Annotated in this window: 17 protein-coding genes; 7 read left to right on the top strand and 10 right to left on the bottom strand. The window is 60.7% G+C overall.

From position 1 onward, the window contains the following. Window positions 1-87: 87 nt before the first annotated feature. The 4 genes from groL to BXY39_RS01265 form a co-directional block, all read right to left on the bottom strand. Entirely contained in the window at window positions 88-1,734 is a 1,647-nt protein-coding gene (gene groL / locus BXY39_RS01250) for a chaperonin GroEL (protein WP_121937023.1), read from the bottom strand. 66 nt (window positions 1,735-1,800) lie between these two features. Next, complete coding sequence (groES, locus tag BXY39_RS01255; protein ID WP_121937024.1) at window positions 1,801-2,088, bottom strand: co-chaperone GroES; 288 nt, start codon at window positions 2,086-2,088, stop codon at window positions 1,801-1,803. Between the two features lie 240 nt (window positions 2,089-2,328). Then, the gene (locus BXY39_RS01260; RefSeq protein WP_121937025.1) at window positions 2,329-4,515 is read right to left on the bottom strand and encodes a PAS domain-containing hybrid sensor histidine kinase/response regulator; all 2,187 of its coding nucleotides are present in this window, start codon (window positions 4,513-4,515) and stop codon (window positions 2,329-2,331) included. Between the two features lie 282 nt (window positions 4,516-4,797). Further along, entirely contained in the window at window positions 4,798-7,329 is a 2,532-nt protein-coding gene (locus BXY39_RS01265) for a TonB-dependent receptor plug domain-containing protein (protein ID WP_211332028.1), read from the bottom strand. Between the two features lie 390 nt (window positions 7,330-7,719). On the opposite strand from BXY39_RS01265, the gene BXY39_RS01270 reads away from it, so the two are divergent. Continuing rightward, complete coding sequence (locus BXY39_RS01270) at window positions 7,720-9,096, top strand: FAD-dependent oxidoreductase (RefSeq protein ID WP_121937027.1); 1,377 nt, start codon at window positions 7,720-7,722, stop codon at window positions 9,094-9,096. 117 nt (window positions 9,097-9,213) lie between these two features. On the opposite strand, the gene BXY39_RS01275 is transcribed toward BXY39_RS01270, so the two are convergent. Genes BXY39_RS01275 through BXY39_RS01285 form a run of 3 tightly spaced genes read right to left on the bottom strand, consistent with a single transcriptional unit; the run spans window position 9,214 to window position 11,603 of the window. Further along, window positions 9,214-9,543 (bottom strand): hypothetical protein, encoded by a 330-nt coding sequence (locus tag BXY39_RS01275; RefSeq protein WP_121937028.1) that lies wholly within the window; start codon window positions 9,541-9,543, stop codon window positions 9,214-9,216. Beyond that, window positions 9,536-10,708, bottom strand: a complete 1,173-nt coding sequence (locus tag BXY39_RS01280; RefSeq protein ID WP_121937029.1) for a sialidase family protein — start codon at window positions 10,706-10,708, stop codon at window positions 9,536-9,538. Before BXY39_RS01280 ends, BXY39_RS01275 begins: the two co-directional genes overlap by 8 nt. A gap of 43 nt (window positions 10,709-10,751) precedes the next feature. Continuing rightward, entirely contained in the window at window positions 10,752-11,603 is an 852-nt protein-coding gene (locus BXY39_RS01285; protein ID WP_121937030.1) for a TIGR00266 family protein, read from the bottom strand. Window positions 11,604-11,789: 186 nt separating this feature from the next. On the opposite strand from BXY39_RS01285, the gene sppA reads away from it, so the two are divergent. The 3 genes from sppA (at window position 11,790) to BXY39_RS01300 (ending at window position 14,902) form a co-directional block, all read left to right on the top strand. Further along, window positions 11,790-13,679 carry a signal peptide peptidase SppA gene (sppA, locus tag BXY39_RS01290; RefSeq protein WP_147453420.1) on the top strand — a complete coding sequence of 630 codons (1,890 nt, stop codon included), beginning with the start codon at window positions 11,790-11,792 and terminating at the stop codon, window positions 13,677-13,679. 11 nt (window positions 13,680-13,690) lie between these two features. Next, window positions 13,691-14,122, top strand: coding sequence for a peptide-methionine (R)-S-oxide reductase MsrB (gene msrB, locus BXY39_RS01295; protein ID WP_121937681.1), 432 nt, complete (start codon window positions 13,691-13,693; stop codon window positions 14,120-14,122). A 123-nt stretch (window positions 14,123-14,245) separates the two neighbouring features. Further along, window positions 14,246-14,902, top strand: coding sequence for an FMN-dependent NADH-azoreductase (locus BXY39_RS01300; protein ID WP_121937682.1), 657 nt, complete (start codon window positions 14,246-14,248; stop codon window positions 14,900-14,902). A gap of 111 nt (window positions 14,903-15,013) precedes the next feature. Here BXY39_RS01300 and BXY39_RS01305 read toward each other — a convergent pair whose 3' ends face one another. From BXY39_RS01305 to BXY39_RS01315, 3 genes are all read right to left on the bottom strand, one after another. Next, window positions 15,014-16,087 carry an NAD(P)H-dependent flavin oxidoreductase gene (locus BXY39_RS01305; protein WP_121937032.1) on the bottom strand — a complete coding sequence of 358 codons (1,074 nt, stop codon included), beginning with the start codon at window positions 16,085-16,087 and terminating at the stop codon, window positions 15,014-15,016. Between the two features lie 167 nt (window positions 16,088-16,254). Beyond that, on the bottom strand, window positions 16,255-17,682 hold the full coding sequence (locus tag BXY39_RS01310) for a DUF3667 domain-containing protein (RefSeq protein WP_170163532.1): 1,428 nt from the start codon (window positions 17,680-17,682) through the stop codon (window positions 16,255-16,257). Between the two features lie 102 nt (window positions 17,683-17,784). Further along, window positions 17,785-18,441 (bottom strand): MBL fold metallo-hydrolase, encoded by a 657-nt coding sequence (locus BXY39_RS01315; RefSeq protein ID WP_121937034.1) that lies wholly within the window; start codon window positions 18,439-18,441, stop codon window positions 17,785-17,787. Window positions 18,442-18,984: 543 nt separating this feature from the next. Between BXY39_RS01315 and BXY39_RS01320 the strand changes: the two genes are divergently transcribed. From BXY39_RS01320 to BXY39_RS01330, 3 genes are all read left to right on the top strand, one after another. Beyond that, entirely contained in the window at window positions 18,985-21,807 is a 2,823-nt protein-coding gene (locus BXY39_RS01320) for a hypothetical protein (RefSeq protein WP_170163533.1), read from the top strand. Between the two features lie 96 nt (window positions 21,808-21,903). Further along, window positions 21,904-24,528, top strand: a complete 2,625-nt coding sequence (locus BXY39_RS01325; RefSeq protein WP_170163534.1) for a TonB-dependent receptor domain-containing protein — start codon at window positions 21,904-21,906, stop codon at window positions 24,526-24,528. Window positions 24,529-25,040: 512 nt separating this feature from the next. Next, entirely contained in the window at window positions 25,041-25,919 is an 879-nt protein-coding gene (locus tag BXY39_RS01330) for a type II secretion system protein N (RefSeq protein ID WP_170163535.1), read from the top strand. Window positions 25,920-25,921: the final 2 nt, after the last annotated feature.

The following is a 25,921-nucleotide window of genomic DNA, read 5'->3' on the forward strand; positions in this document are numbered from 1 at the left end:
GCGGGGCCTCCAACTCGGTACAGGGTACTCGAAACAGGAATAGTCGGTAAAGCTATGACTATGCCATGGACGTTTGGGCTGGCGTCCTTAGAAGCCCATGCCGCCCATGCCGCCCATGTCGCCGCCCGGCATGGCCGGAGCAGCCGGCTTTTCTTCTGGAATTTCGGCAACCATGGCTTCGGTCGTGACCATCAGGCCGGCAACGGATGCAGCATCCTGCAGGGCCGTACGGACCACCTTGGTCGGGTCGATGATGCCTTTGGAAACCAGATCGGTGTATTCTTCCGTCTGGGCATCGAAGCCGAAGTTGGCGTCGTTCTTCTCCAGCAGTTTTCCGACGACGACGGAACCGTCCACACCGGCATTGTCCGCAATGGTGCGTACCGGCGACTGAAGCGCGCGGCGAACGATGTCGACACCGCGGGTCTGATCGTCATTGTCGCCGGTCAGGCCTTCCAGAATATGGGTTGCAAAAAGAAGGGCGCTGCCGCCGCCGGCGACGATACCTTCTTCAACCGCGGCACGGGTGGCATGCAGGGCGTCATCGACACGGTCCTTACGCTCCTTCACTTCCACTTCCGTCGCGCCACCGACCTTGATCACGGCCACACCGCCGGACAGCTTGGCAAGGCGCTCCTGCAGCTTCTCCTTGTCATAGTCGGAGGACGTGGTTTCGATCTGGGCCTTGATCTGCTCGCAGCGGGCCTTGATGTCATCCTCGGCACCGATGCCGTCAACGATGGTGGTGTCGTCCTTGGTGATGGTCACACGCTTGGCCGAACCCAGCATGTCAAGGGTGACATTTTCCAGCTTGATCCCGAGATCCTCGGAAATCACCTGACCGCCGGTCAGAATGGCGATGTCTTCCAGCATGGCCTTGCGGCGGTCGCCGAAGCCCGGTGCCTTGACGGCGGCAATTTTCAGGCCGCCACGCAGTTTGTTGACCACCAGGGTCGCCAGCGCTTCACCTTCGATATCTTCGGCAATGATCAGCAGCGGCTTGCCGGACTGAACCACGCTTTCCAGAAGCGGCAGCATGGACTGCAGGTTGGACAGCTTCTTCTCGTGCAGGAGGATCAGCGGGGTTTCCAGCTCGGTCGTCATTTTTTCCGCATTGGTGATGAAGTAAGGCGACAGGTACCCACGGTCGAACTGCATGCCTTCAACGACGTCCAGTTCGCTTTCCAGACCCTTTGCTTCCTCAACCGTGATCACGCCTTCCTTGCCGACTTTTTCCATGGCTTCGGAGATCATGCGGCCGACTTCGGTTTCACCATTGGCCGAGATCGTACCGACCTGGGAGATTTCGTCATTGGTCGTGACGGTCTTGCTGCGGGACTGAAGATCCTCGACAACCTTGGAGGTTGCCAGATCGATACCGCGCTTCAGGTCCATCGGGTTCATGCCGGCGGCAACCGACTTCATGCCTTCGCGAACAATGCTTTGCGCCAGAACGGTGGCGGTGGTGGTGCCGTCACCGGCAATGTCATTGGTACGGCTGGCCACTTCCTTGACCATTTGCGCACCCATGTTTTCGAACTTGTCCTTCAGTTCGATTTCCTTGGCGACGGACACACCGTCCTTGGTGATGCGCGGCGCACCGAAGGATTTCTCCAGAACCACGTTGCGACCTTTCGGGCCCAGGGTGGTTTTGACGGCGTTGGCCAGGGTGTCTACACCGCGCAGGATCTTGCCGCGGGCATCTTCGTGGAATTTAACGTCTTTGGCTGCCATGATCGGCCTCCTCGAATGTCAGGGAAATAAATACAAACAAAGGGTTCAACTGAGACGGCGGACGCCTTACTCGATGATCCCCATGATATCGGATTCCTTCATGATCAGCAGGTCTTCACCGTCCAGCTTGACTTCGGTGCCGGACCATTTGCCGAACAGAATTTTGTCGCCGACCTTGACGTCAAGGGTGATGCGATCACCGTCATCGTCTTTCGCACCGGCGCCAACGGCGATGATCTCGCCTTCGGACGGTTTTTCCTGTGCCGTGTCCGGCAGAATGATACCGCCAGCGGTTTTTTCTTCGCTTTCCAGACGCTTGACCAGAACCCGGTCGTGCAGCGGACGAAATGCCATGGATTTTCTCCCAAAAGCCAATGCATGGAGGACCCCATGCGAATTGAACTGCGCTGCTAGCACTCACAGGATATGAGTGCTAGCACGCGGTCTATCTATGGGAGGACATGAGCGGCTTCAAGAGCTTTGGCGAATTTTTTTTAAAATTGCCGGGCGAGAAGACCCGGATATTCACACCATCCCTGTACTAGGGCGGCATAATATAGACAGACAATGACCGCATGGACAGTGACAAGCCGTTCAAGCCTGATGGCGCCGGGCGGTGAGATCCGCCAACGAGTCCAGGTCCTGCAGAAGCGCCTGCAGTTCGGTCCAGTCAACCGGCTTGGTGATACAATAGTCCAAACCGGAGATCAGATATTCCTTCACATGCTCTCCGAGCGCGTTGGCGGTCACAGCGATGATGGGCATACCGCTGTGCTGTGGCATTTCCGCACGGATTTTCCGCGTTGCCGTCACGCCGTCCATGACCGGCATCTGGATATCCATCAGCACCGCATCGAAATGCCGCTCTTTGAGAAGGTTGACGGCTTCCTCGCCATTATCGACAAATGTCACATCCTGGCCCCAACGTGCGACCAGCACTTTTTCCAGCAGTTGCTGGTTGACGGAAACGTCTTCCGCGACAAGCAGAGAACGGCGCGGAATTGTTGTCTCGGTACCGTTTGTATGGCCGTTTGCATGTCCGTTGCGAACGGTTTCTTCCCGACCGTCGGAATCGGTCCAGTGATCCGCGACCGGAACATCGACGCTGAATGTGAAGGCGCTGCCCTCGCCCGGCCGGGAGTCGCAGCGCAAATCCCCGCCCATGGCCTCGGCAATGTATTTGGCGATGGACAGTCCCAGACCAAGACCGCCATGGCGACGGCTGAGCGTATTGTCGGCAGCCATGAAGGGGGTGAAAAGATGACGCTGATCGTCCTGACTGATGCCGATACCGGTATCGGTCACCTTGACCGTCATGCCCACCGACCCTGTCGCGGCACGAAAATGGTTGAAATCCGCCTTGACCGTCACGGTCCCTTCTTCCGTGAACTTGATCGCATTGCCGACGAGACACCCGATGACCTGGCGCAGACGGTGACGGTCCGCCACGATCGCCGGCGGCATATGCGGGTCCGTTTTCAAAGACAGGGTCAGGCCTTTCTGCTCAGCCAGCGGCTGGAACAGGGCCATGGCTTCGTCGAGCAAACCGGCCGGATTGAAACTGACGGGCGCCAGTTTCATCCGGTCCGCCTCGATCGCCGCCATATCCAGGAGATCGCTGACATGTGTCAGCAGCAGACGACCGCTGTGTTCCGCCGTATCCACCAGCCCCAGAAGGTCCTCGCTGCCCGTCTGGCGCTTCATCAGTTGCAGGTTGCCGAGAATGCCGTTCAGCGGTGTGCGCAGTTCATGGCTGATGACGGCGAGAAAATCGGACTTTGCCTGACTGGCCTGCTCGGCCGCCTTCAACGCCGCCTGCAAACGCTGTTCAGTATCGGCGGCATCCGTCACATCCACATTCAGCCCCACCATCCTCAGCGGCAGGCCGTTTTTATCCCGCTGGATGACCGCGCACCCCTTGATCCAGCGCTGAGACCCGTCATCCCTGACGATGCGGAAGCGCGTATTGTAGAGACCCGCCTCATCAACCAGGGCGGATTGAAGCCTGTGATTGGCCTGTTCAGAATCCTCGGGATGCAGGCGGCCCAGAAAATCCTCATACCGGCCGCCGAAATCCTGTCTGGAAAAGCCGTAAATCTCGAACATGGCATCATCCCAGACCAATTCATCCCGTCCGATATCATAGTCGAATACACCCATGGGCATGGATGTCTGCGCCATGGCGAAGCGTTCCTGCATCGTCACCAGATCCTGTTCGCGGCGCACGCGGTCGCTGACATCCTGGAAAACGCCGTAAAGAAGATCACGCCCGTTCAATTTCGTGAAACTGGCAATGGATAAAACATGTTTTTCCTGCCCGTCATCGGCGATGAGACGCAGCCGAAACCGGAATCCCGCCTTTTCCTTCACGGCACGCTGTAAATGCCGCCGCACCATCATGCGGTCTTCGGGGTGATAATAGGCGATCGCCTCTTCCATACCCGGCGGCGGGGCGGAGGGATCACGGGCATGAATGGCATACACACCCTGTGACCAGACCACATGATTGGTCGCGGGATCAACATACCAGTAACCGATACCGAGCATATCCTGCGCTAGGCCCAGAACGGTTTCCGGCATGATGTTTTTCTGAGCCTGCGCCCGGATGGAATGCAGCGTCAGGCCCACGGCAGCGGCACTGGCAATCAGGCCGGCGGCCACGCGGACCGCCAGATCATGGCCCGGCCAAACAAGGCACAGCAAAACAGTGCTCAGGACCGCGCCGACACACACGATGGGAATGATGGTCCGGGTCCGGTACCTGAAGGGCGGTTCAGCCATGTAAAATCCATACGCTTATCTTTGGTATTTGGAAGCAATACCCTAATGACCGCGGCCCCACCGTCCATCGAAGTCGGACAGACCGGGTCCAAAGGTGAACAGGCAGAACGATTTTGCAAAAGAGACCCGACCCAAGGGTGTATGCGGACGATCGAAGGATGTAAAAATACCCTCCCCCATCCATGAAAAAGGCCGGACGGCAAAACCGTCCGGCCGAGTCAATCATGGTTTCCACCCCGGCTCTTCAGCTTGAGAGAGCCGGACCGGACATTAACGTCGCGCCTAAAAGGTGAGTTCCATCCGCGCGTACACGAACCGGCCGTTAAACCCGAAAGGCGAAAACCCGGAATACGGCAACACCCTGTCGAAGGTGGATGTTCCCACACCGTTGATCTGATTGATCTCTTCCGCCGTGTCCGGATAAACGTCGAAAATATTCGTGCCGCCAACCGACAAGGCAACCGTATCCGTGAGCTGGTACTGCACTTCCAGATCCGTGATGAATTTGGCGTCCAGCACTTCATCCTCGGCCGGATTGGTTTGCGGGTCCACGGTTTCACCGAAACGTGTTGTCCGTGCCGTTACCCGCAACCTGTCGACATTCCATGTCGCCCCCAGATTCAGCGTCGTTTCCGGCGCACCACGTTCAAACCGGCGTACCTCGCGGTCGTCGAACAGGTCCTGGGCATCGACCAGATCATCGATCCGGTCCAGCGGCTGATTTCGGTTGGTGACCTCGTTATCGGTGTAGTTGAAGCCCGCATTCAGGTCGAGCAGACCGTAATCCCCCAGATCCCAGTTATAGGTGGCGACGATATCGATCCCCTGGGTCCGGCTGTCGATCCCGTTCAGGAAGAAACGGCCCGACTGGGCGTCAATGCCGGCATTGTCAAGAAACTCTTCAATCGCATCGCCCGCGAAATTGGACGACAGCACGATCCGGTCATCGATCTCGATATAGAAATAATCCACCGTCAGGCTCAGGCCATTGGCCGGCGTGAAGGTGAAACCACCCGACAGGTTGATCGATTTCTCCTCTTCAAGACCGGGCGAACCCAGCGCCACGGCAAAATCGCTGTCCGGGCGGAAAGTGCCAATCTGGACCAGTTCATCGTCATCCAGAATGGTGGCGATCGACGTGAAAAACTGCTGCCCCACGGACGGTGCCCTGAAACCGGTGGACACGGCACCGCGGATGGCAAAGCTGTCGGTGATGGCGTAACGGGCCGCGATCTTGCCGTTGATGGTGGAGCCGAAGTCCGAATAATCCTCGAACCGTCCGGCCACGGCCACATTCAGCTTATCGGTCAGATCGGCGTCAATTTCGGCGTAAAGACCGATACTGTCACGGCCACGATCAACCTCGGAAGCCGGCTGAAAGCCTGGAAAAACCTGGCTGCCGGCGGCACCTGGAAACGGCCCCTGGATGTAGGAAGCCGGCTCGCCAGCCTCGATTTCATAGCCTTCATCACGGTATTCGGCCCCAAAGGCCACATTGACCGATTTGCCGCCGATCTCGAGCAGTTTGGACACATCCAGATTGACGACGGTCTGTTCATTGATCAGGGCGCCGGCATCAAATTCCGTTGGGCTTGTAGGTCCGAGTGACGTGTTGAGCGTATTGACCACGCCGAAGTTCAGATCGTTCTTGCCGTAGACGATGGACAGGTCACTGTCCCAGCCGGCGATCTGGCCGCGCACACCGCCCGCGAAGGAATAATCGACAAAATCAACCTCGATCAACGGCAGGAAGCCGTCCGGATAGATTTCCGGCACATTGCGGCTGTCCGTGGAACGGCGATAAAAACCGGCCGAAAAGCTCTCGCGCGTGGCATAGCTGCCGAAGGAATAAATCTCAAATTCCCCCACAGGCAGGGCGGAATTGTAGAAGAGCGAGATATCCTCCAGTTCCGGATTGCCGAAACGGAAGCTGAAGCGGTCAAACGTGGTCTCACGGATATCCAGCGTTCCGTCCGCCTGGTTCGGATATTGCTGACGGGGGTCATAACCGCCACGGTCCGTGGGGTTGCGGTCGCGGTATTCGCCGGACAGGTTGAAGAAGCCCTCACCCAGCGGCAGGCCGATGTTGCCGCGGATGGTCAATTCCTCGCCGTCACGGCGGGTGCGGTCGTCGCCTTCCTGGATATTCAGGGTGCCGTCATCATTGAAGCTGACGGAAGAGATATCAGGCACACCGTCAAGGGTGGTGACATGCTGGCCGTACTGGGCACTGAGGGACACCCCCTCGGCACTGTCATTCAGACGGAAGTTGATCACCCCGGCAATGGCATCAGAGCCGTATTGCGCCGCAGCACCGTCTCGCAGCACTTCAATCTGACGGATGGCATTGGCCGGGATAAGGTTGATGTCAACCGCCATGGAACCGCGCCCGACGGAGCCGTTCAAATTGACCAGCGAGGACGTATGACGGCGCTTGCCATTGACCAGAACCAGGGTGTGATCGGGGGCCAGGCCACGCAACTGCGCCGGGCGCACACTGTCCGTCCCGTCGGTCAGGGACGGCAGGGGAAAGTTGAAACTGGGGACAAGACGGTTGAGAAGCTGGCTGGTCTCCGTCAAACCGGAAGACAGCAGGGCTTCACCGCCAATGACATCGATCGGCACCGCGCTGTCCGCGACCGAACGGCCCTTGCGGCGGGACCCGATGACGACCACTTCTTCCAGTGCGGTGCCTTCGGCCCCACCTGTCTGGCCCCCCGTCTGGGCGGAAACCTGCGGGTGGCCTAGCGCGATGGCCGACACGCCGGCCAAGGCAAAAAGCGCGGTGCGCGAAACGATATTGCGATCGATCATATATCCGATCCTTTCCATTTATTACTCAAAGTCCCCCGTTTGCGAATATTTCAAATATATTTTTATTCACTGGGCTAACGGTATTGCGATGCAACATGCCTGCGAGGAGAAAGTGACATCGATACGGGTCCATCCACGCCACTTTCCCCACCTGTGTTGCAGAAATAACGCAGTCACCCTTTGTGACAGGTCCCTACGGTGTCTCAATGGTTTACAAGTCGTCATTGGATCATGACTTCCGTTTGTGGCGGGCTGTGTTCGGCGACAGCTTGTGATACACATAGCCGATGTTCTTCCGACTGGAGGAACGGCAGAAGCTCGGACGAGTGACCAGCCGGCGGCCGGAAGAGACAGACGCACAAAGCGGTGGGGAGCGGAGGGAGAGAGCCGATGAACCGTCCCACACTATCGGTGGCCGTGATCGGCGCCGGGCCGGCTGGCTATTATACGGCTGAAGCGCTGACAAAGACGCCCGCGGACAAAGGGGGCGGTGGCCGGCCGTATGATGTTCGCGTCGATATCATCGACCGCCTGCCGACGCCTTACGGCCTGATCCGCGCCGGCGTAGCCCCGGATCATCAGTCCATTAAAGGGGTATCCCGGCGTTTTCAGAACGTCAATGAACAGTCCGACGTCCGTTTTGTCGGCAATCTGGCGCTGGGCCGCGATATCACCCTGGCGGAGCTGCGGCAGCTTTACGATGCGGTGGTGCTGGCCACCGGTGCACCGAAGGACCGGCCGCTGGGCATCGAAGGCGAGGGGCTGGACGGTGTTATCGGCTCCAGCGCCTTTGTCGGCTGGTATAACGCGCACCCCGATTTCGCCGACCTGGAACCGGATCTGAACGTGCCTGGCGTCGCGGTCATCGGCAACGGGAATGTGGCGGTGGACGTGGCACGCGTGCTGGCGAAAACGGCGGCCGAAATGGCGGGCTCGGACCTGGCGGACCACGCCGCCCGGCATATCCATACCAGCGCGATCCGCGATATTTACGTCCTGGGCCGACGCGGACCGGTGCAGGCCAGTTTCACGCCAAAGGAACTGGGAGAGCTGAACCGGCTGGAAAACTGTGTCGCGCTTGTGGACGGGAAACAGTTGCCGGATGCAGCCGATGACGACGCCCTCACGGGGCTGCCGCGCAAAACCATGCCGATCCTGCGCGCCATGGCGGACAACACCCAGGCTGACAAGCCTGTGCGCCTGCATCTGATGTTTTACCGGCGCCCCATGGCGGTTCTGGGGGACGGCAAAGTGAAAGGGGTGCGGCTGGAGGAAACACGCCTTGAGAAAACACATCTGGAGGAAACGCCTACAGGCAGCCTGCGCGCCGTTGGCACGGGCAGGACGGAAACCCTGAAGGTCGGGCTGATTGTGCCCTGCATCGGCTACCGCACCAGCCCGATTGAGGATGTTCCCTATGATGAGAACCGAGGCTGCTTTACCAACAGGCAAGGCGTGATCGATGCGGGGCTTTACTGTGTCGGATGGGCACGGCGCGGCCCCACGGGCACGATCGGCACCAACAAACCGGACGGTATGGACGTGGCGGCCAAGATACTGGCCGGTATCGCACCGGGCGGCAAACCGGGCCGCAGCGGGCTGAATGCCATTGCCGAGGCACGGCAGCTGGACCTTGTCACCTTCCGCGACTGGCGCCGTATTGAAGCGGCGGAGGAAAATGCGGCCAAAGGCGCGCACCCCAACCCGCGCCCCAGGGCCAAACTGACGGATGTGGCGGAAATGATCCGCGTCGCCAAGGACGCGTGAAAAGCCGGACGGGTGACTGGAATAAGGAGCGGCTGAACCGGTCCGGCAGCGGCGGCACCGGCCCGCTCAGGCAAGGGATAGGCCATTCCGCCGCACGCGGGGATGCCGTGCCCGACCTTACTCCTTGGCGCCGCGCCGCTTCATCACAGCGGAAAATGAAACCAGCGTCCCACCGTCACCGGTCAGGACACCGCGCAGGAACAGCATGGACCCTGTCCGCCGTATTTTTTCCACACGGGCTTCGACACTTTGGCCCGTGCACGGGGCGGCACTGAATTCGACATTGACCATCAAGGGGACAGGGTCAATCCCTGCCCCGCCTGCCTCGACAAGCGCCCGCACGACCCGGCCGGTCAAGGCATCGGCGCGCGCCAGATTGTCCGGCCCACACTCTTCCGCCGTGATTACTGCGGCTTGCCTGTAAAGAACCCGATCCGGATCAAACATGTACCACCACCCCGTCAATACCGCGAACCCCGGCCCCGTCCGCGGCATAGAATGCCACCAGAACACGGCCATCCTCCAGCCGTTCGGCCCAAGGATAACCGCAATCGTAGCCGGGGCAGTGCTCGTGCAAAATATACTCCCGCGCCGTGTCGAAGGGCTGGCCGGGCTCCAGCAGCCGGGCGCGCACACCGGCCCCCCGGTGACGGTATCCATAGACCAGCAGTAACCGGCCGTCCGGCAGCACCAGACCATCCGCCGGGTGGCCGACAATGCCCGTCAAGGTGACAGCGGCGCCGGCCAGGGACGACGGCAGGCCGGAACCGGTTAAACCGGCAGCGGCCAGACGGTCACCGGGATCGTTTGTCCGCATGAACAGGCTCAGACGGTTGTCCGGCCAGGCGGCAAGCGCCGGCTCCATCAGGGCGAGCGGCCCGCGTGACGCCGATGATCCCGCCGATGGTTCCGGGCCGTCCGGACCGGTCAGGTCTGCAAGACAATCCCAGGACAGTCCCCTGTCCGTGGAGGCAAAAATCTGTACGGCGGTGCCGGGCCCCACCAGCCCGTGGGTGTAGCCGGCCAGCACTAGCCCCCCGTCGTCCCGTTCCACCATGCGTCCGCGCAGGGCCGTTGTGTTGGGGCAGTCGGGGTGGATGCCTTCTCCCAGGCGCGGGTCGCGGGGCAGGAAGCGCCTGTCGCTCCACGTTTCGCCATTGTCATCGCTGTGGCGTACATAGGCACCCCAGAACATGAAATGGCCGCCGCCGTCGCGTCCCATGCGCAGCGACCTGCCCTCAGCCTTGAGACGCCAGGCGATATCCTGTGTGACCGGCAACCACAAAAAGCCGTATTGCAGCAGGCGGCCATCCCTCAACGTGAAAAGATTGGCATCCTGATCGGCCGCCAGGGAGTCCACCGGCAGAACCGCAGGCTGCCCCTGCCGAATGTGGCCGTCCAGAGACACAAGGGCAATGTGCGAACGGGCATGCAGATGGTCCACATGGTCAAAATCGGCCGGCGCCGCCCCGCGCAGCAGGGCCCGGTGGTCGGGCGCCCGGCGAAAGGCCAGCATCATCCCGCCGTCCCGCGTCCGCGCAAGCGTGGGAAAGGCACTGTAATAGCGCGGATCGCGGTACAGGACACAGGGCGGTTCAACGGTCAGGGACATGTCAGCGCCCGCGGAGATAGGTCTGAAACATATCGCACGGCCTTCAGAAGGAATTATTCCCGCCCAGCACGCGCCCGACCCCGCCCAGAACAGAGCCTTCGCCGCGATCCTTGCCGCCCGTTTGCGGCGCCGACGCCCAGATGCGCCCGGCCAGGCGGGAAAACGGCAGGCTTTGCAGCCAGACGGTGCCGGGCCCGGTCAAACGGGCATAGAACACCCCTTCCCCGCCAAAAATCATCGATTTGATCCCGCCGACGCGTTCCACATCCATATCGATATCGGCGGTCATGGCGGCCAGACAGCCGGTGTCCACATGCAAAACCTCGCCCGCGGCCAGCCGGCGTTCCACAACCGTGCCGCCGATATGGACGAAGGTCCAGCCGTCGCCCTCCAGGCTTTGCATGATGAACCCCTCACCGCCGAATAGGCCGGTCATAATACGACGCTGGAAATGGATGCCGATCTGCACCCCGCGCGCGGCGGCCAGAAAACTGTCCTTCTGACACACCAGCCGGCCACCGAATTCATCCAGCTTCAAGGCCAGGATATTGCCCGGATAGGGGGCGGCAAAGGCGATCCTGGCCTTGCCCGTGCCCTCATGGGTGAAAACGGTGGTGAACAGGCTTTCCCCCGTCAGCAGCCGTTTGCCCGCACCGAGCAGCTTGCCCATGAAGCCGCCGGACTGGCCGGACCCGTCGCCGAAGACCGCGTTCATGGTGATCGCCCGGTCCTTGAACATCATGGCGCCGGCCTCGGCCACGGCGGACTCACCGGGGTCCAGCTCCACTTCGACAAACTGCATCTCCGCGCCCCTGATCTCATAGTCCACATCGTCGGCAATGCTGTTGTTGCGCTGGTGGGCCCGGGCGGGAACCTCCGGTATGTGGTGCGTCATAAAATCCCTTCTCCATGGTGTTGCGGTTCGCCGTGTACCGGCACTGAGCGGCCCACCGGGCTGCCGACACGGCCCGCGGGCGGGGTGTGCCGCGTTGGCGACTTGACGTCGGACGTCCAAGAGCACACTTTCACCTGACATGGAACCCGTCTTTCGGGACAATTGCAAGTGTGGGAGCAGCGGCTGATGAAAAGCCTTCTGGCAACGGTATGGGGCGGTGTCAAAGCAACCGTGAAAGTCATCCAGGGGTTTGGAACGGCCATGCTTGGCCTGTTTGCCATTATCGCCCTCATCGCCTTGTGGACCGCCAGCAGGAACCAGCAGGCCGCACCCAATGTGCCCAAGGGGGCCGTCATGGTGCTGTGGCCAAACGGGGCCATCGTCGAACAGGCCGAAATGGCCGATCCGTTCGAGGCGGTCTTTGCGCGCTTCAATGACAAAAGGCCGGAAACCGGCATTCATGACCTGCTGGACGCCGTGCGGCGGGCGAAGACGGATGACCGGATCGCCGCCATGGCGCTGTTTACCGATACCATGTGGAGTGCCCGGCCGAGCCATCTGCACACACTGGCCGGGGCCATACAGGACTTCCGCGAGAGCGGCAAGAAAGTCTATGCGATTTCAACAAGCTATTCGCAAACGGACTTCCTGCTGGCCGCCCAGGCCGACAAGATTTTCCTGAACCCCGCCGGCAATGTGTTCCTGACGGGATATGGACAGTATAATCCCTATTTCAAAAGCCTTCTGGACAAGTTGGGCGTGTCCGTCAACGTGTTCCGGGTCGGCACCTACAAATCGGCGGTCGAGCCCTTTACCCGCGATGACATGTCGGAAGACGCACGGGAAGCCAACCGGGGCTATCTGGAAACGCTGTGGCGTTTGTACGGCGACGCGGTGGGCGCGCCGCGCGGTATGACGGCGGCACAGATCACCCAGGGCATCAATGACGCGCCGGCCCTCCTGCGCGAGGCGGGCGGCGATATGGCGCAAATGGCCCTGAACAAGGGCCTGGTGGATGCCATCGCCACGCGGGCCGACTGGCGCCAAGAACTGATGGACACATACGGTACCTCGCCCGACGGCAATACCTTCAACCAGATACACTGGCAGGCCTATCTTCAGGCCACCGATCCGGGCACAAGCGGCGGCAACACCATCGCCGTGATCACGGCGCAAGGGGAAATCATCGCCGGGGAAGGACCGGTCACCGTTACCGCCGCGGAAACCCTGATCCGCTATATCCGCGAGGCCAGAACAGCCGAGGATGTCTCGGCCATCGTGCTGCGGGTGGACAGTCCCGGCGGATCCGGTTTCGCATCGGAACTGATCCGCCAGGAACTGGCCACGGCACAGGCCGACGGCATTCCGGTTGTTGCCTCCTTCGGGCCGCTGGCGGCCTCGGGCGGGTACTGGATTTCCGCCACGGCGGATGAAATCTGGTCCGCGCCCAGCACCATCACCGGGTCCATCGGCATTTTCGCCATCGTGCCCACTTTCGAAAACACGCTGGACAAGGTGGGTATCCATACGGACGGCGTGGGCACCACGGCGTTTGCAGGGGCACTGGATACGTCCCGCCCGCTGTCGGACAGGGTGAAAGATGTGGTGCAGCAATCCATCGATGCCGGCTACCGGGATTTTCTGGAACTGGTGGCACGCGGACGCGGCCTGTCGGTGGATGAAGTCAACGCCATTGCCCAGGGACGCGTGTGGAGCGGTATCAAAGCACAGGAAATCGGTCTTGTGGATCATCTGGGCGGCCTGGATGAGGCCGTCGCGGCCGCGGCCAGGCTGGCAGGGGTCGAGACCTATGAGACGGTTTTCTACCGCGAGCAGCCGGATCCCTTCGACGCCTTCCTGGCCGACCTGTTCAGTTCTTTCACTATGACGGCGCCGGTGTCCGGCGGACCGCTGGAGACGGGATACGGCCTGATCGGCACGCTGGATGCGACCGCGATACCGCCGTCCGCAACGCTGAAAAGCCTGTATGACCTGCAGGCCGACGCGGAACAGATATTGCGGCTGAACGATCCGCACGGGCGATATTTCCTGTGTCTGGAATGCGCGGTCCGCTGAAGGAAATCATCATGACGGAGAAACCGGCCGCACCGCGCAAGGTGCGGAAAACCGATGCCGAATGGCGGGACAGTCTGAGCCCGGATCAATATGCCGTTTGCCGGCAGGGTGCAACGGAACCGCCCTTTTCCGGGCTTTATGTCAACACCAAGACAGCCGGCGTCTACAACTGCGCGGCCTGCCACACCCCTTTGTTCAAAAGTACCGAGAAATTCGATTCCGGGTCCGGGTGGCCCAGTTTTTTCGCGCCGGTGACGAAGGATGCCATTCAGGAAAAACGTGATCTCTCGCACGGTATGGTCCGTACGGAAATTCTTTGCGCGGCCTGCGGCAGTCATTTGGGACATGTCTTCCCCGATGGGCCGGCACCGACGGGACTGCGCTACTGTGTGAATTCACTGTCCCTTGATCTTGCGGAACAGGAACCGGACACGTCGGAGTAAGGGTTTCAGAAAACGCAACACGGGGTCTGGAAAGAACCCGGTACCGTGTTCGCACGGGAAACGTATCTTCATCACTGAACGGGCCGCCACGGGGCGCCCGACAGGATGATGAGGATGACGACCATGAGCACCACAAGCATCAACAGCACCACAGCCCCGCCTAAAACCATTCTGCGCGTGGACGCCAGCGCCCGCAAGACCGGCTCCGTCTCGCGCGATTTGACCGACAGGCTGATCGCCGATCTCAGTGCACGCAGCCCCGGCGCCCGTGTGATCACCCGCGATGTCAGCAACGGCCTGCCCTTCGTCACCGAAACATGGATCGGCGCCAATTTCACCGATGACGCCGAGCGTACGGATGCACAGCGCGATACCCTGGCCCTGTCGGACACGCTGATCTCCGAAATCGAAGCCGCCGACATTCTCGTCATCGGCGTGCCGGTCTATAATTTCGGCATCCCCGCCAGTCTGAAAGCCTGGGTCGATCAGATCGCCCGTGCCCGCAAAACCTTCCAATATACGGAAAACGGCCCTGTCGGCCTGTTGAAGGGTAAGAAAGCCGTTCTGGTCGTGGCATCCGGCGGCACGGCCATGGGCAGCGATGTCGATTTCGCCACCGGCTACATGCGGCATGTGCTGGGCTTTATCGGTATCGACGATGTCAGCATCATTGCCGCCGATCAGCTGATGATGCGCGGCGAGGACGCTTTGACAGGCGCGGAAGCCCAGCGTCAGAGCGTGGGCGACAATCTGGCCGTATCCTTCAGCAAAGCGGCCTGACCGGATTTCGGCCCGCACCGCCCGGTGCGCGTGCGGGCCGCCCAAAGGCCTGAAAAAGTGCCCGGAACAGGGCCGGCCGGACACCTGATCCCATCCGGGTATCCTTGAACGTCAGTTCAGAATATCCTGGGCACCCTGCCAAAGCTCACTGACAATATTCTTTGCCGATGCAGTCCGGGCCAGTCTGCCTGACTGACCGGCCCAGGCCTGCATCCCATCCAGGGTGCCGGACTTCACGGCGTCGCCCCGCATTGCTTGGGTGAGATGGCGCTGGACTGGATAGGGTGCGGGTTCGGGCGCCTGGCGCGCATTCGCGGCGACCGCATATTTGGTCCGTATACTGCGACCCAACCGGCCGGAAAAGGCACGGGTCGCAACCGTACCCTCAGGATTGGACGCACCGATTGCATCGGCCCACACCGCCGACAGTTTCGCTTCGGGCGTCCGCAGAAATCCGGTGCCGATCTGAACGGCCGAGGCGCCGAGGATAAGCGCGGCGGCCACACCCCGCGCATCCGCGACCCCGCCGGCCGCGATAACAGGTATGGCAACGGCGTCTTTTACCGCGGGAAGAAGGGAAAACAGACCGACCATTTTTTCGCTTGCCGCATCAGCGCGAAAGGCGCCCCGGTGGCCCCCGGCCTCCATCCCCTGGGCAATGACTGCATCAGCCCCGGCCTGTTCCGCCCGAACGGCCTCCGCGACGGTCGTGACCGTCGCGAACCATTTGATCCGTTTCGCCTTCATCCGGGAGACGAACGCCGGCGGGTAAAGCCCCATGATCGACGATATGACGGCCGGGCCGGCCGCCAACATGGCCTCACACTGGCCGGAAAAATCCGGAGGCCGGGCGTCACCGCCGGTTTCCGGCACCTCAGGCCCCCACTGGGCGAGAAACCGGCGGATCTCCGCCTCATGATGGCGGTCACGCACCGGATCGCGGTCAGGGATCCATGTGTTCAATTGAAACGGTCCTCTGGACAGGGCGCGAAATTCACGCACCCATTCGGTGATCTGACCCGCGCTCATCAACAGAGCCCCGCATGCCCCCATCCCGCCGCCATCGGCCACGGCAACCGATAGGGCAACCGGACAGGCCCCGGCCATCGGCGCCAGCAGAATTGGGGTCCGCAGGCCAAAGCGTTCGGCAAAGGCCTGCGCGCGGACGCGGGCATCTTGGGACATGGGCACGGTGCTCCCGCCTTGGTTCAGTTTCGGTCACGGTAGCCCAAAATGCCGGCTCATGGCATCAGTGCCTGAATATACTGTGTGCGTAGTGCGCGGAAGACGGAGAACTGATTGCAGAAGGTCCGATCATTGGGCACTGCCGGCCGGCTTATGACGCCCGGCACCTAAAGCTCGCGCAGGCCCTCAACCACCGCATAACCGAGAACCGTCATCATCACGCTGAAATAGGCCATCCAGATGAAACCGGCTTTCACAAAGGCCCGGACCCAGCCCTGCTGCTGACCGACCTTGAGGGCAATGATCAGATAAAGGGATGTGCCCCACCAGAACAACTGTATGCCCAGTTCGCCCCCATATGCCGGAATGATCAGCACCATCGCCGTCATCAGCAGAAACAGAAAACTGTGAAAATGCAGGGAAAAAATAAGCTGGTTCACATAGTAGCGTTTCCCGCCCCAATGAAACAGCCGCAGGATCAGCGCGAAAAAGGGAACCAGGACAAACAGGGCGCGGGGCAGCCACTTGTTGAACAGATCGTTGAAACGCTGCGGCTCCTTCAGGGCACGGGTGAACCCCCGCGTGGCTTCCTTGACATAGTCCGATATGTCAGGGTCCAGAAGAACAGCGTCGATATCCTCCTGGCTGAGGCCCTGCCGCGTCTCATCCGTGAGACGAACGAACATGCCGACATTGATATCGTAGGGAAACCCGTCCAACAGCCCGACCGTGTCCCCCTTGTCGGCCTTCGCGGCCGCCAGAACGGCCGTATCAAGGACCGGCGGCAGATCGGTGTTCACAAAGGCTTCGATTTCGGCGCGTTCTTCCGCCGTCAAACCATCGGAAGCGGCCAGTTCATCCAGCAGCCTTTGGCGAATGTCCTCCGGCGTCACCGTTCCCTCCGTCTCGATATCAAGGGACAGGGACAGGCTGCCGTCTTCATTGCGGGTCAGAATATCATTCAGAATACCGGGGGACGTGCCCCTTTCGGACGATACCGGAACAGAGGTCCCCGGGACCGCCGTGTCCCCGCCCTGCTGGTCCACCTCCAACGGCACCACACCCTCACGGCCCGGCTGTGCCTGATCCGGCTGTTCCGCCGGTACGGCCCCAGGCACCTGCGGGGCCGCTTCCGCCTCCGCCCTTGTGCCGGGTATGTGTTCCGGCATGGTGCCGGAGGTGGACGGAACAGGGGCCTTGGGCTCGATGGCGATATCCAGAATGGCCACATTGGCGATGGACAACACCAAGAAAAACAGGATGGACACCAGAACATACAGCCGGACCGGCGGGACAAAGCGGGCGCGGTGGCCGGCCATGAAGCGCCGCGTCAAGCCGCCCGGCATGACGATCAGCAGCAACAGGGTGTTGAGAGACCGGCTGTCGGCGGCAAAGGTATTTTCCAGAAATTGCAGCAGAAACGTCCAGACCGGCCGGCGAATGTCGTCGTCTTTCTGACCGCAGGCATGGCAATAGGGACCGGCCAACACCGCCCCGCAGTTCATGCAGGTATGGCCCAAAGTCGCCCCTGCCGGCTGCGTTTCCGTCCGCCCCGCTTCCCGGTCCTCTTCCTGCAATGCACCGCTTTCCGACATCACCCCACCTCCGACCATATGGCGGGACCGCGCCGTCCATATCCGGGATCGGCGCATATCCTTAAGTCGCCGGCCGGCGGTGCCGTCCCGGATAGATCGGATTTAGGCAGCGCCCGAGAGAACCTTGTCGGCCACATAAGGGTTGCTTTCCCGCTCCGCGCCAAACGTGGACAAAGGCCCATGTCCGGGCACAAAGGTCACATCCGGTCCCAGCGGCCACAATTTGCCGGTGATCGAACCGATAAGCTGCTGTTGATCGCCCTTGGGAAAATCGGTCCGTCCCACCGACCCCTTGAACAGGACATCGCCGACAAAGGCCACTTTGTGCCGCGGGTCGAAAAAGATGACATGTCCCGGCGTATGGCCCGGACAATGATGCACCTGCAGCGTCACATTGCCGAAGGACACACTGTCGCCGTCTTCAAGCCACTGGTCCGGCGTACAGGTGCGCAGGCCCGGAATGCCGTATTGCCTGGCATGGGTCTCGATATCGTCCAGCCAGAATTTATCGTCCCGGTGCGGGCCGATAATCGGCAGATCGAAGACTTCCTTGATCTGGGCCGCCCCGCCCGCATGGTCCATATGACCATGGGTCAGCAAAATCTTTTTCGGCGTGACGCCAAGCTTCGCGATTTTGTCCAGAATGATATCCACATCACCGCCGGGATCGACCAGGGCCCCTTCCATGGTCTCGTCGCACCAGAGAATGCTGCAGTTCTGGGCGAAGGCGGTAACGGGCACAATCTGCGCCTTGAGCATAAAACACCTCTTGAAATGCATTCGGCCGCCATTTTTTTCGCCCGTGATAACTCGCCGGGATGCGCGGCGGCATTCCTCCCATTAAAGAAGACCGCAGAAAACTGCAATCCCGCCGCACCCTATCGACAGCTCCTGCCCGTTTCAAGCCGGTGGCATTTTAAAGACTCGGGTATGCGTCAGGACGTATGACGGGGGAAAAGGCTGAAAGTGCTTTTTATTTCATAAAATATATAAAAAAACGGAATTCCGTCCCAGACCTGTTGCGCTGTCGCAACAGTCGGACGGCATGGGCCCCTATATCCCTGATCCCATGGTTTTCCCAAAGGCTTCAAGGAGAAAAGCCCCCATTTCACAGGCACCGGATACCGCGAAAACCTGTGGACAACCCTGCCCTCAGCCACGGAAACAAAAGTGTCATTCACCCAAAGCAAAACTGTAACACGGCGTCCGTATTGCCCTCTGCTGAGTTTGGCGGCTCGGGCAGCCGCCGGGCTTCCTATGGAACGAAATGTTTCTGTTTCTGCCAATTTTGCGGGGAAAATCATGACATCCAAGTCTTTGAAGTCTGTGCTTCTGGCGGCCGGCACGGCGCTGGCGCTGGTGGCCTGCGGTGACAGCTCGACCGAGCTTCAATCGCCGGGAACTGAAGGCCCGAACCCGGGCGTACCTGGCCCCGGCGGACCAGGCGATCCTGGTGGACCTGGCGGCCCCGGCGGTCCCAGCACCGGCGAATGCGTTGCCGGCACCACCGAAATCACCGTTGGCGGCGATAGGCAATGTCAGCTGTCGGGCACCATCACCAGCGACATCACACTGAACGATGACAATGTTTATCAGCTCAGCGGCGCTGTCTTTGTCGGTGTTGACGTCGGTGCGGACGGCAATGCCGCAGACGGCGACCCCGCCGTTCTGACCATCGAGCCGGGCGTGACCATCTATGGCGCGACCGAGAGCGATATTCTGGTGATTTCGCGCGGATCGCAGATCGTTGCAGAGGGCAGCGTCAACAATCCGATCACCTTCACCTCGGCCTTCGACCTGGGCGTGGCAGACGAACTGGGCCTGACAAGACAGCGCCAAGCCTACAGCGGCCCGGTCCTGGAAGAGCCCTTCACATCCGAGTGGGGCGGTCTGGTCATCAATGGCCGCGCCGTTGTCAACAACTGCGGCGATGCCCAACCTATCTGCACGAACGAGGGGGAAGGCGACAGCGGTGAGTATGGCGGCGACGATGACACCGACAACAGCGGTGTGCTGCGTTATGTCGTTGTCAAATATGCCGGCAACCCGCTCACGGCGGATGACGAATTGAACGGTGTTGCCTTCCAGGGCGTCGGCAGCGGCACGGAAGTGGACTTCCTGCACGTGCACAACGGTGCCGACGACGGGATTGAGTTCTTCGGCGGCACGGTCGACGCCAAACACATTATCGTAACCGGCTCGGACGATGACAGCATCGACTGGACCTTCGGCTGGCGCGGCAAGATACAATATGCCATCGTCATCCAAAATCCGAACCAGCCCAATGGTGACCGCGGGATCGAGGCCGACAATTTCGAATTCGGCTTTGACTTCGCACCGCGGTCCGCGCCTGACATCTCCAACATCACCCTGATCGGTGCCGCCCCGACCTTCGGCGACACCGCGATCGTTCTGCGCCGCGGCACCGCAGCCCGCCTTTGGAACGTGGTCGCCGATCAGTGGCGCGACGCCTGCTTCGACCTTGACGATGACGCCACCTTCGCGGTTTCCGGTCCGTCCGCCACCAACCGGACCGGCGATCTGATCCTGCAATCGACCCTGTTCGGCTGCACGGATGCCATCGACGATGAAGAAGGCGATCCGTTCGATCTGAACGTCTGGTATGCGGATCAGCCGAACAATGTCATCGGTTCAACGTCCCTTTCCAACCGCTTCATCAACGGCTCCGCCGAAGGGGCTGTGACGGCAACCGATCCGTCCACGGTGGACCCCTTCTTTGACAGTGTCGACTTCATCGGCGCGGTTCGGTCCGCCGATCCGTCCGACAACTGGACACTGGGCTGGTCCTTCGGTCTGAACCCGACACCGTCCTGTCCGTCCGGCACGACGGATAACGGCAGCGGTGGCTGTATTCTGGAAGGCACCATCACCGAAGACGTCCGTCTGGTCGCCGGTCTGGACTATTTCCTGCGCGGTCCGGTCTTTATCGGTCGCGATATGGGCCCCGATCCGGAAAACCCGCTGGCTGACGGCGATCCGGCTGTTCTGACCATCGATGCCGGCGTTGAAATTGCCGGCGAAGATCCGGAAACCATTCTGGTGATTTCCCGCGGCAGCCAGATCCGCGCCAACGGTACGCGCAATGCCCCGGTCGTCCTCACGGCGACAAACCGCAGCACGCGCAACTTCGACACCGACACCTCGCTGTGGGGCGGTCTGGTCATCAATGGCCGCGCCGTTGTCAACAACTGCGGCGATGCCCAACCTATCTGCACGAACGAGGGTGAAGGCGACAGCGGTGAATATGGCGGCAATGACGACAGTGATGACAGCGGTCAGCTGTTCTTCGTCCGCGTCGAGTTCGCCGGAAACCCGATCACGGCGGATGACGAACTGAACGGCGTTGCCTTCCAGGGCGTCGGCAGCGGGACCGAGGTGGACTATCTGCAGGTGCACAACGGTGCCGATGATGGTGTCGAGTTCTTCGGCGGTTCGGTGAATGCCCGTCACGTGGTTGTCACCGGCTCCGACGATGACAGCGTTGACTGGACCTTCGGCTGGCGCGGCAAGCTGCAATATGTGCTTGTCATCCAGAACCCGAACCAGCCCAACGGTGACCGTGGGATCGAGGCCGACAACTTCGAATTCGGCTTTGACTTCCAGCCCCGGTCCGCGCCGGACATCACCAACATAACCCTGATCGGTGCTGATCCGACCTTCGGCGATACCGCGATCGTTCTGCGCCGCGGCACGGCCGCCCGCCTGTGGAACGTGGTCGCCACGTCCTGGCGGGATGCCTGTTTCGACCTGGACGATGATGCCACCTTCGCGGTTTCGGGTACCTCCGCCACCGACCTCACCGGCGATCTGATCCTGCAATCGACCCTGTTTGATTGCACGGACGCGATTGACGATGAAGAAGGCGATCCGTTCGATCTGAATGCCTGGTACGCGGGTCAGCCGAACAATGTGATCGGCACCAACTCGCTGACGGCAAACGGTCGCTTCGCCTATATCAGCGGCACGAATGAAGCTGCGGTGACCTCCACCGACCCGACCGCTGTCGACAGCTTCTTCGAGAATGCCGGCTTCATTGGCGCCGTCGGCCCCGATGACAACTGGACCGCGGGTTGGACCGTCTGGATCGACGGCAACAACCGCTAAGAGCGATTTGGACGCCGCGGTGGGGTGTGCTGACCTGTCAGCAGCTTCGCCGCGGCGTCCGGCTCAAACGCATTTTTAAGTTGGATGGTGGCTGACATGAAATCTTTCCATAAGACACTGAAGGGGGCCCTTCTGGCTTCGACCGTGATGGTCCTGCCGGCCGCGGCTTTCGCTCAAGAGTCTGAGGATACCGCCGGCCCGCAGGATGACATCGAGGAAGTCGTCGTGCAGGGCCAGTACATTCCGGACGAAAAGCGCGCCACTTCAGAAATCTCCAACGTTCTGGATGCGACGGAACTGGCACGTACGGGGGACTCGGATATTGCCGTCGCCCTGCAACGCGTCACCGGCCTGTCGCTCGTTGGTGAGAAATATGTTTACGTACGGGGGCTGGGTGAACGATATTCCAGCGTCCTTCTGAACGGATCCGTCCTGCCGGGCACGGATCCGACACGCCGGGTCGTTCCGCTGGATATCTTCCCGACCGCGCTTCTTGAGGAAGCTCTGGTCCAAAAAACCTATTCACCGGAATTTCCGGCCGAATTCGGCGGCGGTGTGATCAATCTGCGCACCAAGGCCGTCCCGGATGAAGGGTTTTTCCGTTTTGGTTTGGGCGGTGCCTACAACACCGTTTCGACCGACGACGGTCTGAGCTATGACGGCCCGGACAGCGAAGCCTTCGGCTTTGCCGGCGGGCGGCGCAATATTCCGGACGAGGTTCTGCGGGACATCACACTTGAAAGCCTGACGCCGGATGAGTTGGAAGCCGCAGGTGAAGCCGTCGCGGCCCCCGCCCAGTGGTCCATCGACGGTGAACCCAACCTGCCCGATTTCAATTTTGAATTGGCCGCCGGCGACAATTTCACCATCGGCGATACAAAGGTGGGCTTTGTCACTGCCGTGACCTACACCAATCAGTACACGAACAAGTTCGGCGTCCGTCGGAACTTCGCGCTGGTCGGCGACGGTCAATTGGTGCCGAACGAAAACTTCTCACCCGATGCCTGTCAGGGGGTTGAAGGGATAGACCCCGCGGACTGCGGCCTGCGATCGACCGAACAGGATATCAGTCTGAACGGTGTCGTCTCCCTGGGGATCGAACTGGACCCGAACAATGTTCTGAAACTGACGTCCACCATTCTCAGGCAGTCAACCAAGGAAGCCACGATCGAGCAAGGCGATTTCGCCTTCGATCCCGGTACGGTGCGTACGCGCAGCCGGACGGACTGGGTGGAGCGCCAGGTCTGGGCCAACCAGGTGGAAGGCGCGCACACTTTCGCCCTGTTCGGCGACAGCGATACTTTCTTCGATACGCAGCTTGACTGGCGTTTCAACTATTCCCGCACCGACCGGGATGCGCCGCTGCGCCGGGAAACCGTATACGAGTATGAGGATTTCGACCAAATCTTCCGCTTCGATCCCAGCCCGCAGTCCGGACGGACAACCTGGGGGGCCCTGGATGACGAGCAGTATGAGGTCGGCTTCAACCTGACGCAGCCCATGTCGGTGGGCACGACGCCAGTGGATATCAAGGCCGGTTTCACCTATTTCGACAAACAACGGAGTTCGGGTTTCGTCCGCTATATCTTCGATTTCCCGGGCGGCGATACCAACGCCTTGCGCGAGCGGGTTCCGGAAACCATCTTCGGCCCGGTCAATATCGATCCGAACGGTATCGTTCTTGAAGAACAGTTCGACCCCTCGGATGCGTTCGACGCCAGCCTGGAAAACTGGCAGGGGTATCTGGCCGCCGATATCCAGGTGACGCCCAAATTGCGGGCGGCCCTGGGTGCACGGTATGAAGACTCCGAGCAGGTTGCCGATACGGTCAACCGTTTGACCGACGAACCGATTGTGGTGATCCAGAACAATTCGCAGTGGCTGCCGGCGGCGACACTGACCTACGAGTTCACCGACAATGTTCAGCTTCGCGCCGGTTACAGCAAAACCCTGTCACGCCCCGACTTACGGGAACTGACCAGCGCCCCCTTCCTCGATAACGAGCTTGACCAGCTTCGTCGCGGTAATCCCTTCCTGGAAATCACCGAAATCGATAACTTCGATGCCCGTTTCGAATGGTATTTCGGCATCGGTGAATCCGCCACGATCGGAGCTTTCTACAAGGACTTCACAAATCCGATCGAGGAAACCTTCTCGTTCCAGGGGGAGCAGCCCTTCCTGACATACCAGAACGCCCTCGGTGCCGAGGTTTATGGAATCGAAGCCGAAATCGTCAAAAATCTCGACTTCCAAGACTGGTTCGGTTGGAAATGGCTTGGCGGGCGCGACTTCTACGTCAATGCCAACGGCTCATGGATCGATTCCGAGGTTAGTCTGCCCGACCCGAACGATGTGCCCATAGATGTCCGGAACACCAATCTGGTGCGTCCGCTGCAAGGCCAGTCGGACTTGCTGGCCAACTTCCAGTTCGGGTTCGAGGATTTTGAAAGCGGCGAACAGGCGGCGATCATCCTCAATTATACCAGCGACCGGATTTTCCTTGTGGGTATTCAGGGCCGGCCGGATGTGATTGAAGAACCGCCGATCATGCTGAATTTCGTCTATCGTCGGAATTTCGAAACCTGGGGACGGCCGCTGCAAGTCAGCTTCCGGGCGGAAAACCTGCTGGATGACGATTTCCGTCTGTTGCAGGGCGACCAGCTGTTCCAGCAGTATGATATCGGTGTCACCCTGTCGATCGGGCTGAACTATACCTTCTAGCAGGCTTTGCTGGCAAACCGGCGCACGGTTTATCCGCCGCGCCAAAACCCTCCCGGTTCCGACCGGGAGGGTTTCCTGATCCGAAGACAAGGCGGCTGCCAGGCTGGCGAAGACGGATCTGATGGAATTGTCGTCCCCGGCAAGGCATGGGCAAACGCAGCCTGGGGGTGAAGAGAAGGCACTGTCACACAGCTTGGGGTGTAGGGGCTACACCAAGACTGGCACTTGACAATCGGGCTGACAGTCCGGAAGAAATTGTGATGGGCGGCGAAACGGAACATATGGCGGACGATGCCTCGCACCATAAGCGGCATCGCCACCGGGTTCACGACGGAAGGGCTGACATGGACGGCGGTTTATCCGCGATGTCATCGGGGAAAGAGACAGCATCCGGGCGAAAACCTTTTGATGCCCTGAAACGGTATGCACCGTCTCTGACCGCGCGCGAAGGGCACGGCCCGGCATCCGCGAGGATTTTGTCACAAGGCTTTGTCTCAAAAACACGCGGTCTGATGGACGGTGGACTTATTCTTGTGCTTGCCTGGATGATTGCCGGACTTTTCTGGGATATGACGGGCCTGAACACACCGGACGCACTGACCGGCTCAGCCACATTTCCGAGAGGAACTGGCAGCGGCCAGCCGCTTGCCGTGGCGCCGGAAACCCTGCGCGGTTTCAATCCTTTCAGCAGACAGATACAAAGCGGGCCTGCCACCGCAACCGGCAGTTCCGGCAGCGGTGAGGCGACTGTCACCGCCGCGCCCGAAACCATGCTGGACCTGACCCTTTACGGCATCCGGCGGGCCACGGCCCCCTACAGGCGCGACGGTCATGCCGGCGGCAGTGCCATTGTCCGCACCCCCGACGGCAAGGAAAAAGCCTATACCATCGGTGAGGAGCTGATTGACGGCGTCACCCTGGCGGCGATCTATGGCAACCATGTGGAAATCAGCCGTCAGGGCACACGGGAAAGCCTGTTTTTTGAGAACGCGGCCCGTGCCGGGGCCCCCCGCGTGATCCAGGCCGCCGGCCAGACACGCCGGCCCGCAGCCGGCAGCGCACGCGGCGACCAGACGAACCCGCCTCGGGCGGCCGCCAATGCGCTCAGCGCCAGGGACTTTGAAAGCCTGATGGCATCGGTCACCTTTACGCCCCGACGTGACGGACGCCGCATTACCGGCTGGATCATGCGGCCCACGGGACCTGACGGCTATTTCACCAGTCTTGGCTTCAGGGCCGGTGATATCCTCATCGCCGTCAACGGCGACCCCGTCAACACCGCCGAAATTCTGTCCGAGCTGACGGCGGAAATATCCGGCAAGTCAAATCTGATCATCCGCGTGGAGCGGGACGGAGTGGCGCAAAACCTCTCCTTCGAGTATTCAGGCTGATC

This window comes from Eilatimonas milleporae (assembly GCF_003688555.1).
Lineage (GTDB): Bacteria > Pseudomonadota > Alphaproteobacteria > Sphingomonadales > Kordiimonadaceae > Eilatimonas > Eilatimonas milleporae.

Excerpts from the sequence above, each read along its gene's own strand:
- groL (WP_121937023.1), bottom strand. The coding sequence starts at position 1,734 with ATGGCAGCCAAAGACGTTAAATTCCACGAAGATGCCCGCGGCAAGATC.
- groES (WP_121937024.1), bottom strand. The coding sequence starts at position 2,088 with ATGGCATTTCGTCCGCTGCACGACCGGGTTCTGGTCAAGCGTCTGGAA.
- BXY39_RS01260 (WP_121937025.1), bottom strand. The coding sequence starts at position 4,515 with ATGGCTGAACCGCCCTTCAGGTACCGGACCCGGACCATCATTCCCATC.
- BXY39_RS01265 (WP_211332028.1), bottom strand. The coding sequence starts at position 7,329 with ATGATCGATCGCAATATCGTTTCGCGCACCGCGCTTTTTGCCTTGGCC.
- BXY39_RS01270 (WP_121937027.1), top strand. The coding sequence starts at position 7,720 with ATGAACCGTCCCACACTATCGGTGGCCGTGATCGGCGCCGGGCCGGCT.
- BXY39_RS01275 (WP_121937028.1), bottom strand. The coding sequence starts at position 9,543 with ATGTTTGATCCGGATCGGGTTCTTTACAGGCAAGCCGCAGTAATCACG.
- BXY39_RS01280 (WP_121937029.1), bottom strand. The coding sequence starts at position 10,708 with ATGTCCCTGACCGTTGAACCGCCCTGTGTCCTGTACCGCGATCCGCGC.
- BXY39_RS01285 (WP_121937030.1), bottom strand. The coding sequence starts at position 11,603 with ATGACGCACCACATACCGGAGGTTCCCGCCCGGGCCCACCAGCGCAAC.
- sppA (WP_147453420.1), top strand. The coding sequence starts at position 11,790 with ATGAAAAGCCTTCTGGCAACGGTATGGGGCGGTGTCAAAGCAACCGTG.
- msrB (WP_121937681.1), top strand. The coding sequence starts at position 13,691 with ATGACGGAGAAACCGGCCGCACCGCGCAAGGTGCGGAAAACCGATGCC.
- BXY39_RS01300 (WP_121937682.1), top strand. The coding sequence starts at position 14,246 with ATGAGCACCACAAGCATCAACAGCACCACAGCCCCGCCTAAAACCATT.
- BXY39_RS01305 (WP_121937032.1), bottom strand. The coding sequence starts at position 16,087 with ATGTCCCAAGATGCCCGCGTCCGCGCGCAGGCCTTTGCCGAACGCTTT.
- BXY39_RS01310 (WP_170163532.1), bottom strand. The coding sequence starts at position 17,682 with ATGTCGGAAAGCGGTGCATTGCAGGAAGAGGACCGGGAAGCGGGGCGG.
- BXY39_RS01315 (WP_121937034.1), bottom strand. The coding sequence starts at position 18,441 with ATGCTCAAGGCGCAGATTGTGCCCGTTACCGCCTTCGCCCAGAACTGC.
- BXY39_RS01320 (WP_170163533.1), top strand. The coding sequence starts at position 18,985 with ATGACATCCAAGTCTTTGAAGTCTGTGCTTCTGGCGGCCGGCACGGCG.
- BXY39_RS01325 (WP_170163534.1), top strand. The coding sequence starts at position 21,904 with ATGAAATCTTTCCATAAGACACTGAAGGGGGCCCTTCTGGCTTCGACC.
- BXY39_RS01330 (WP_170163535.1), top strand. The coding sequence starts at position 25,041 with ATGGACGGTGGACTTATTCTTGTGCTTGCCTGGATGATTGCCGGACTT.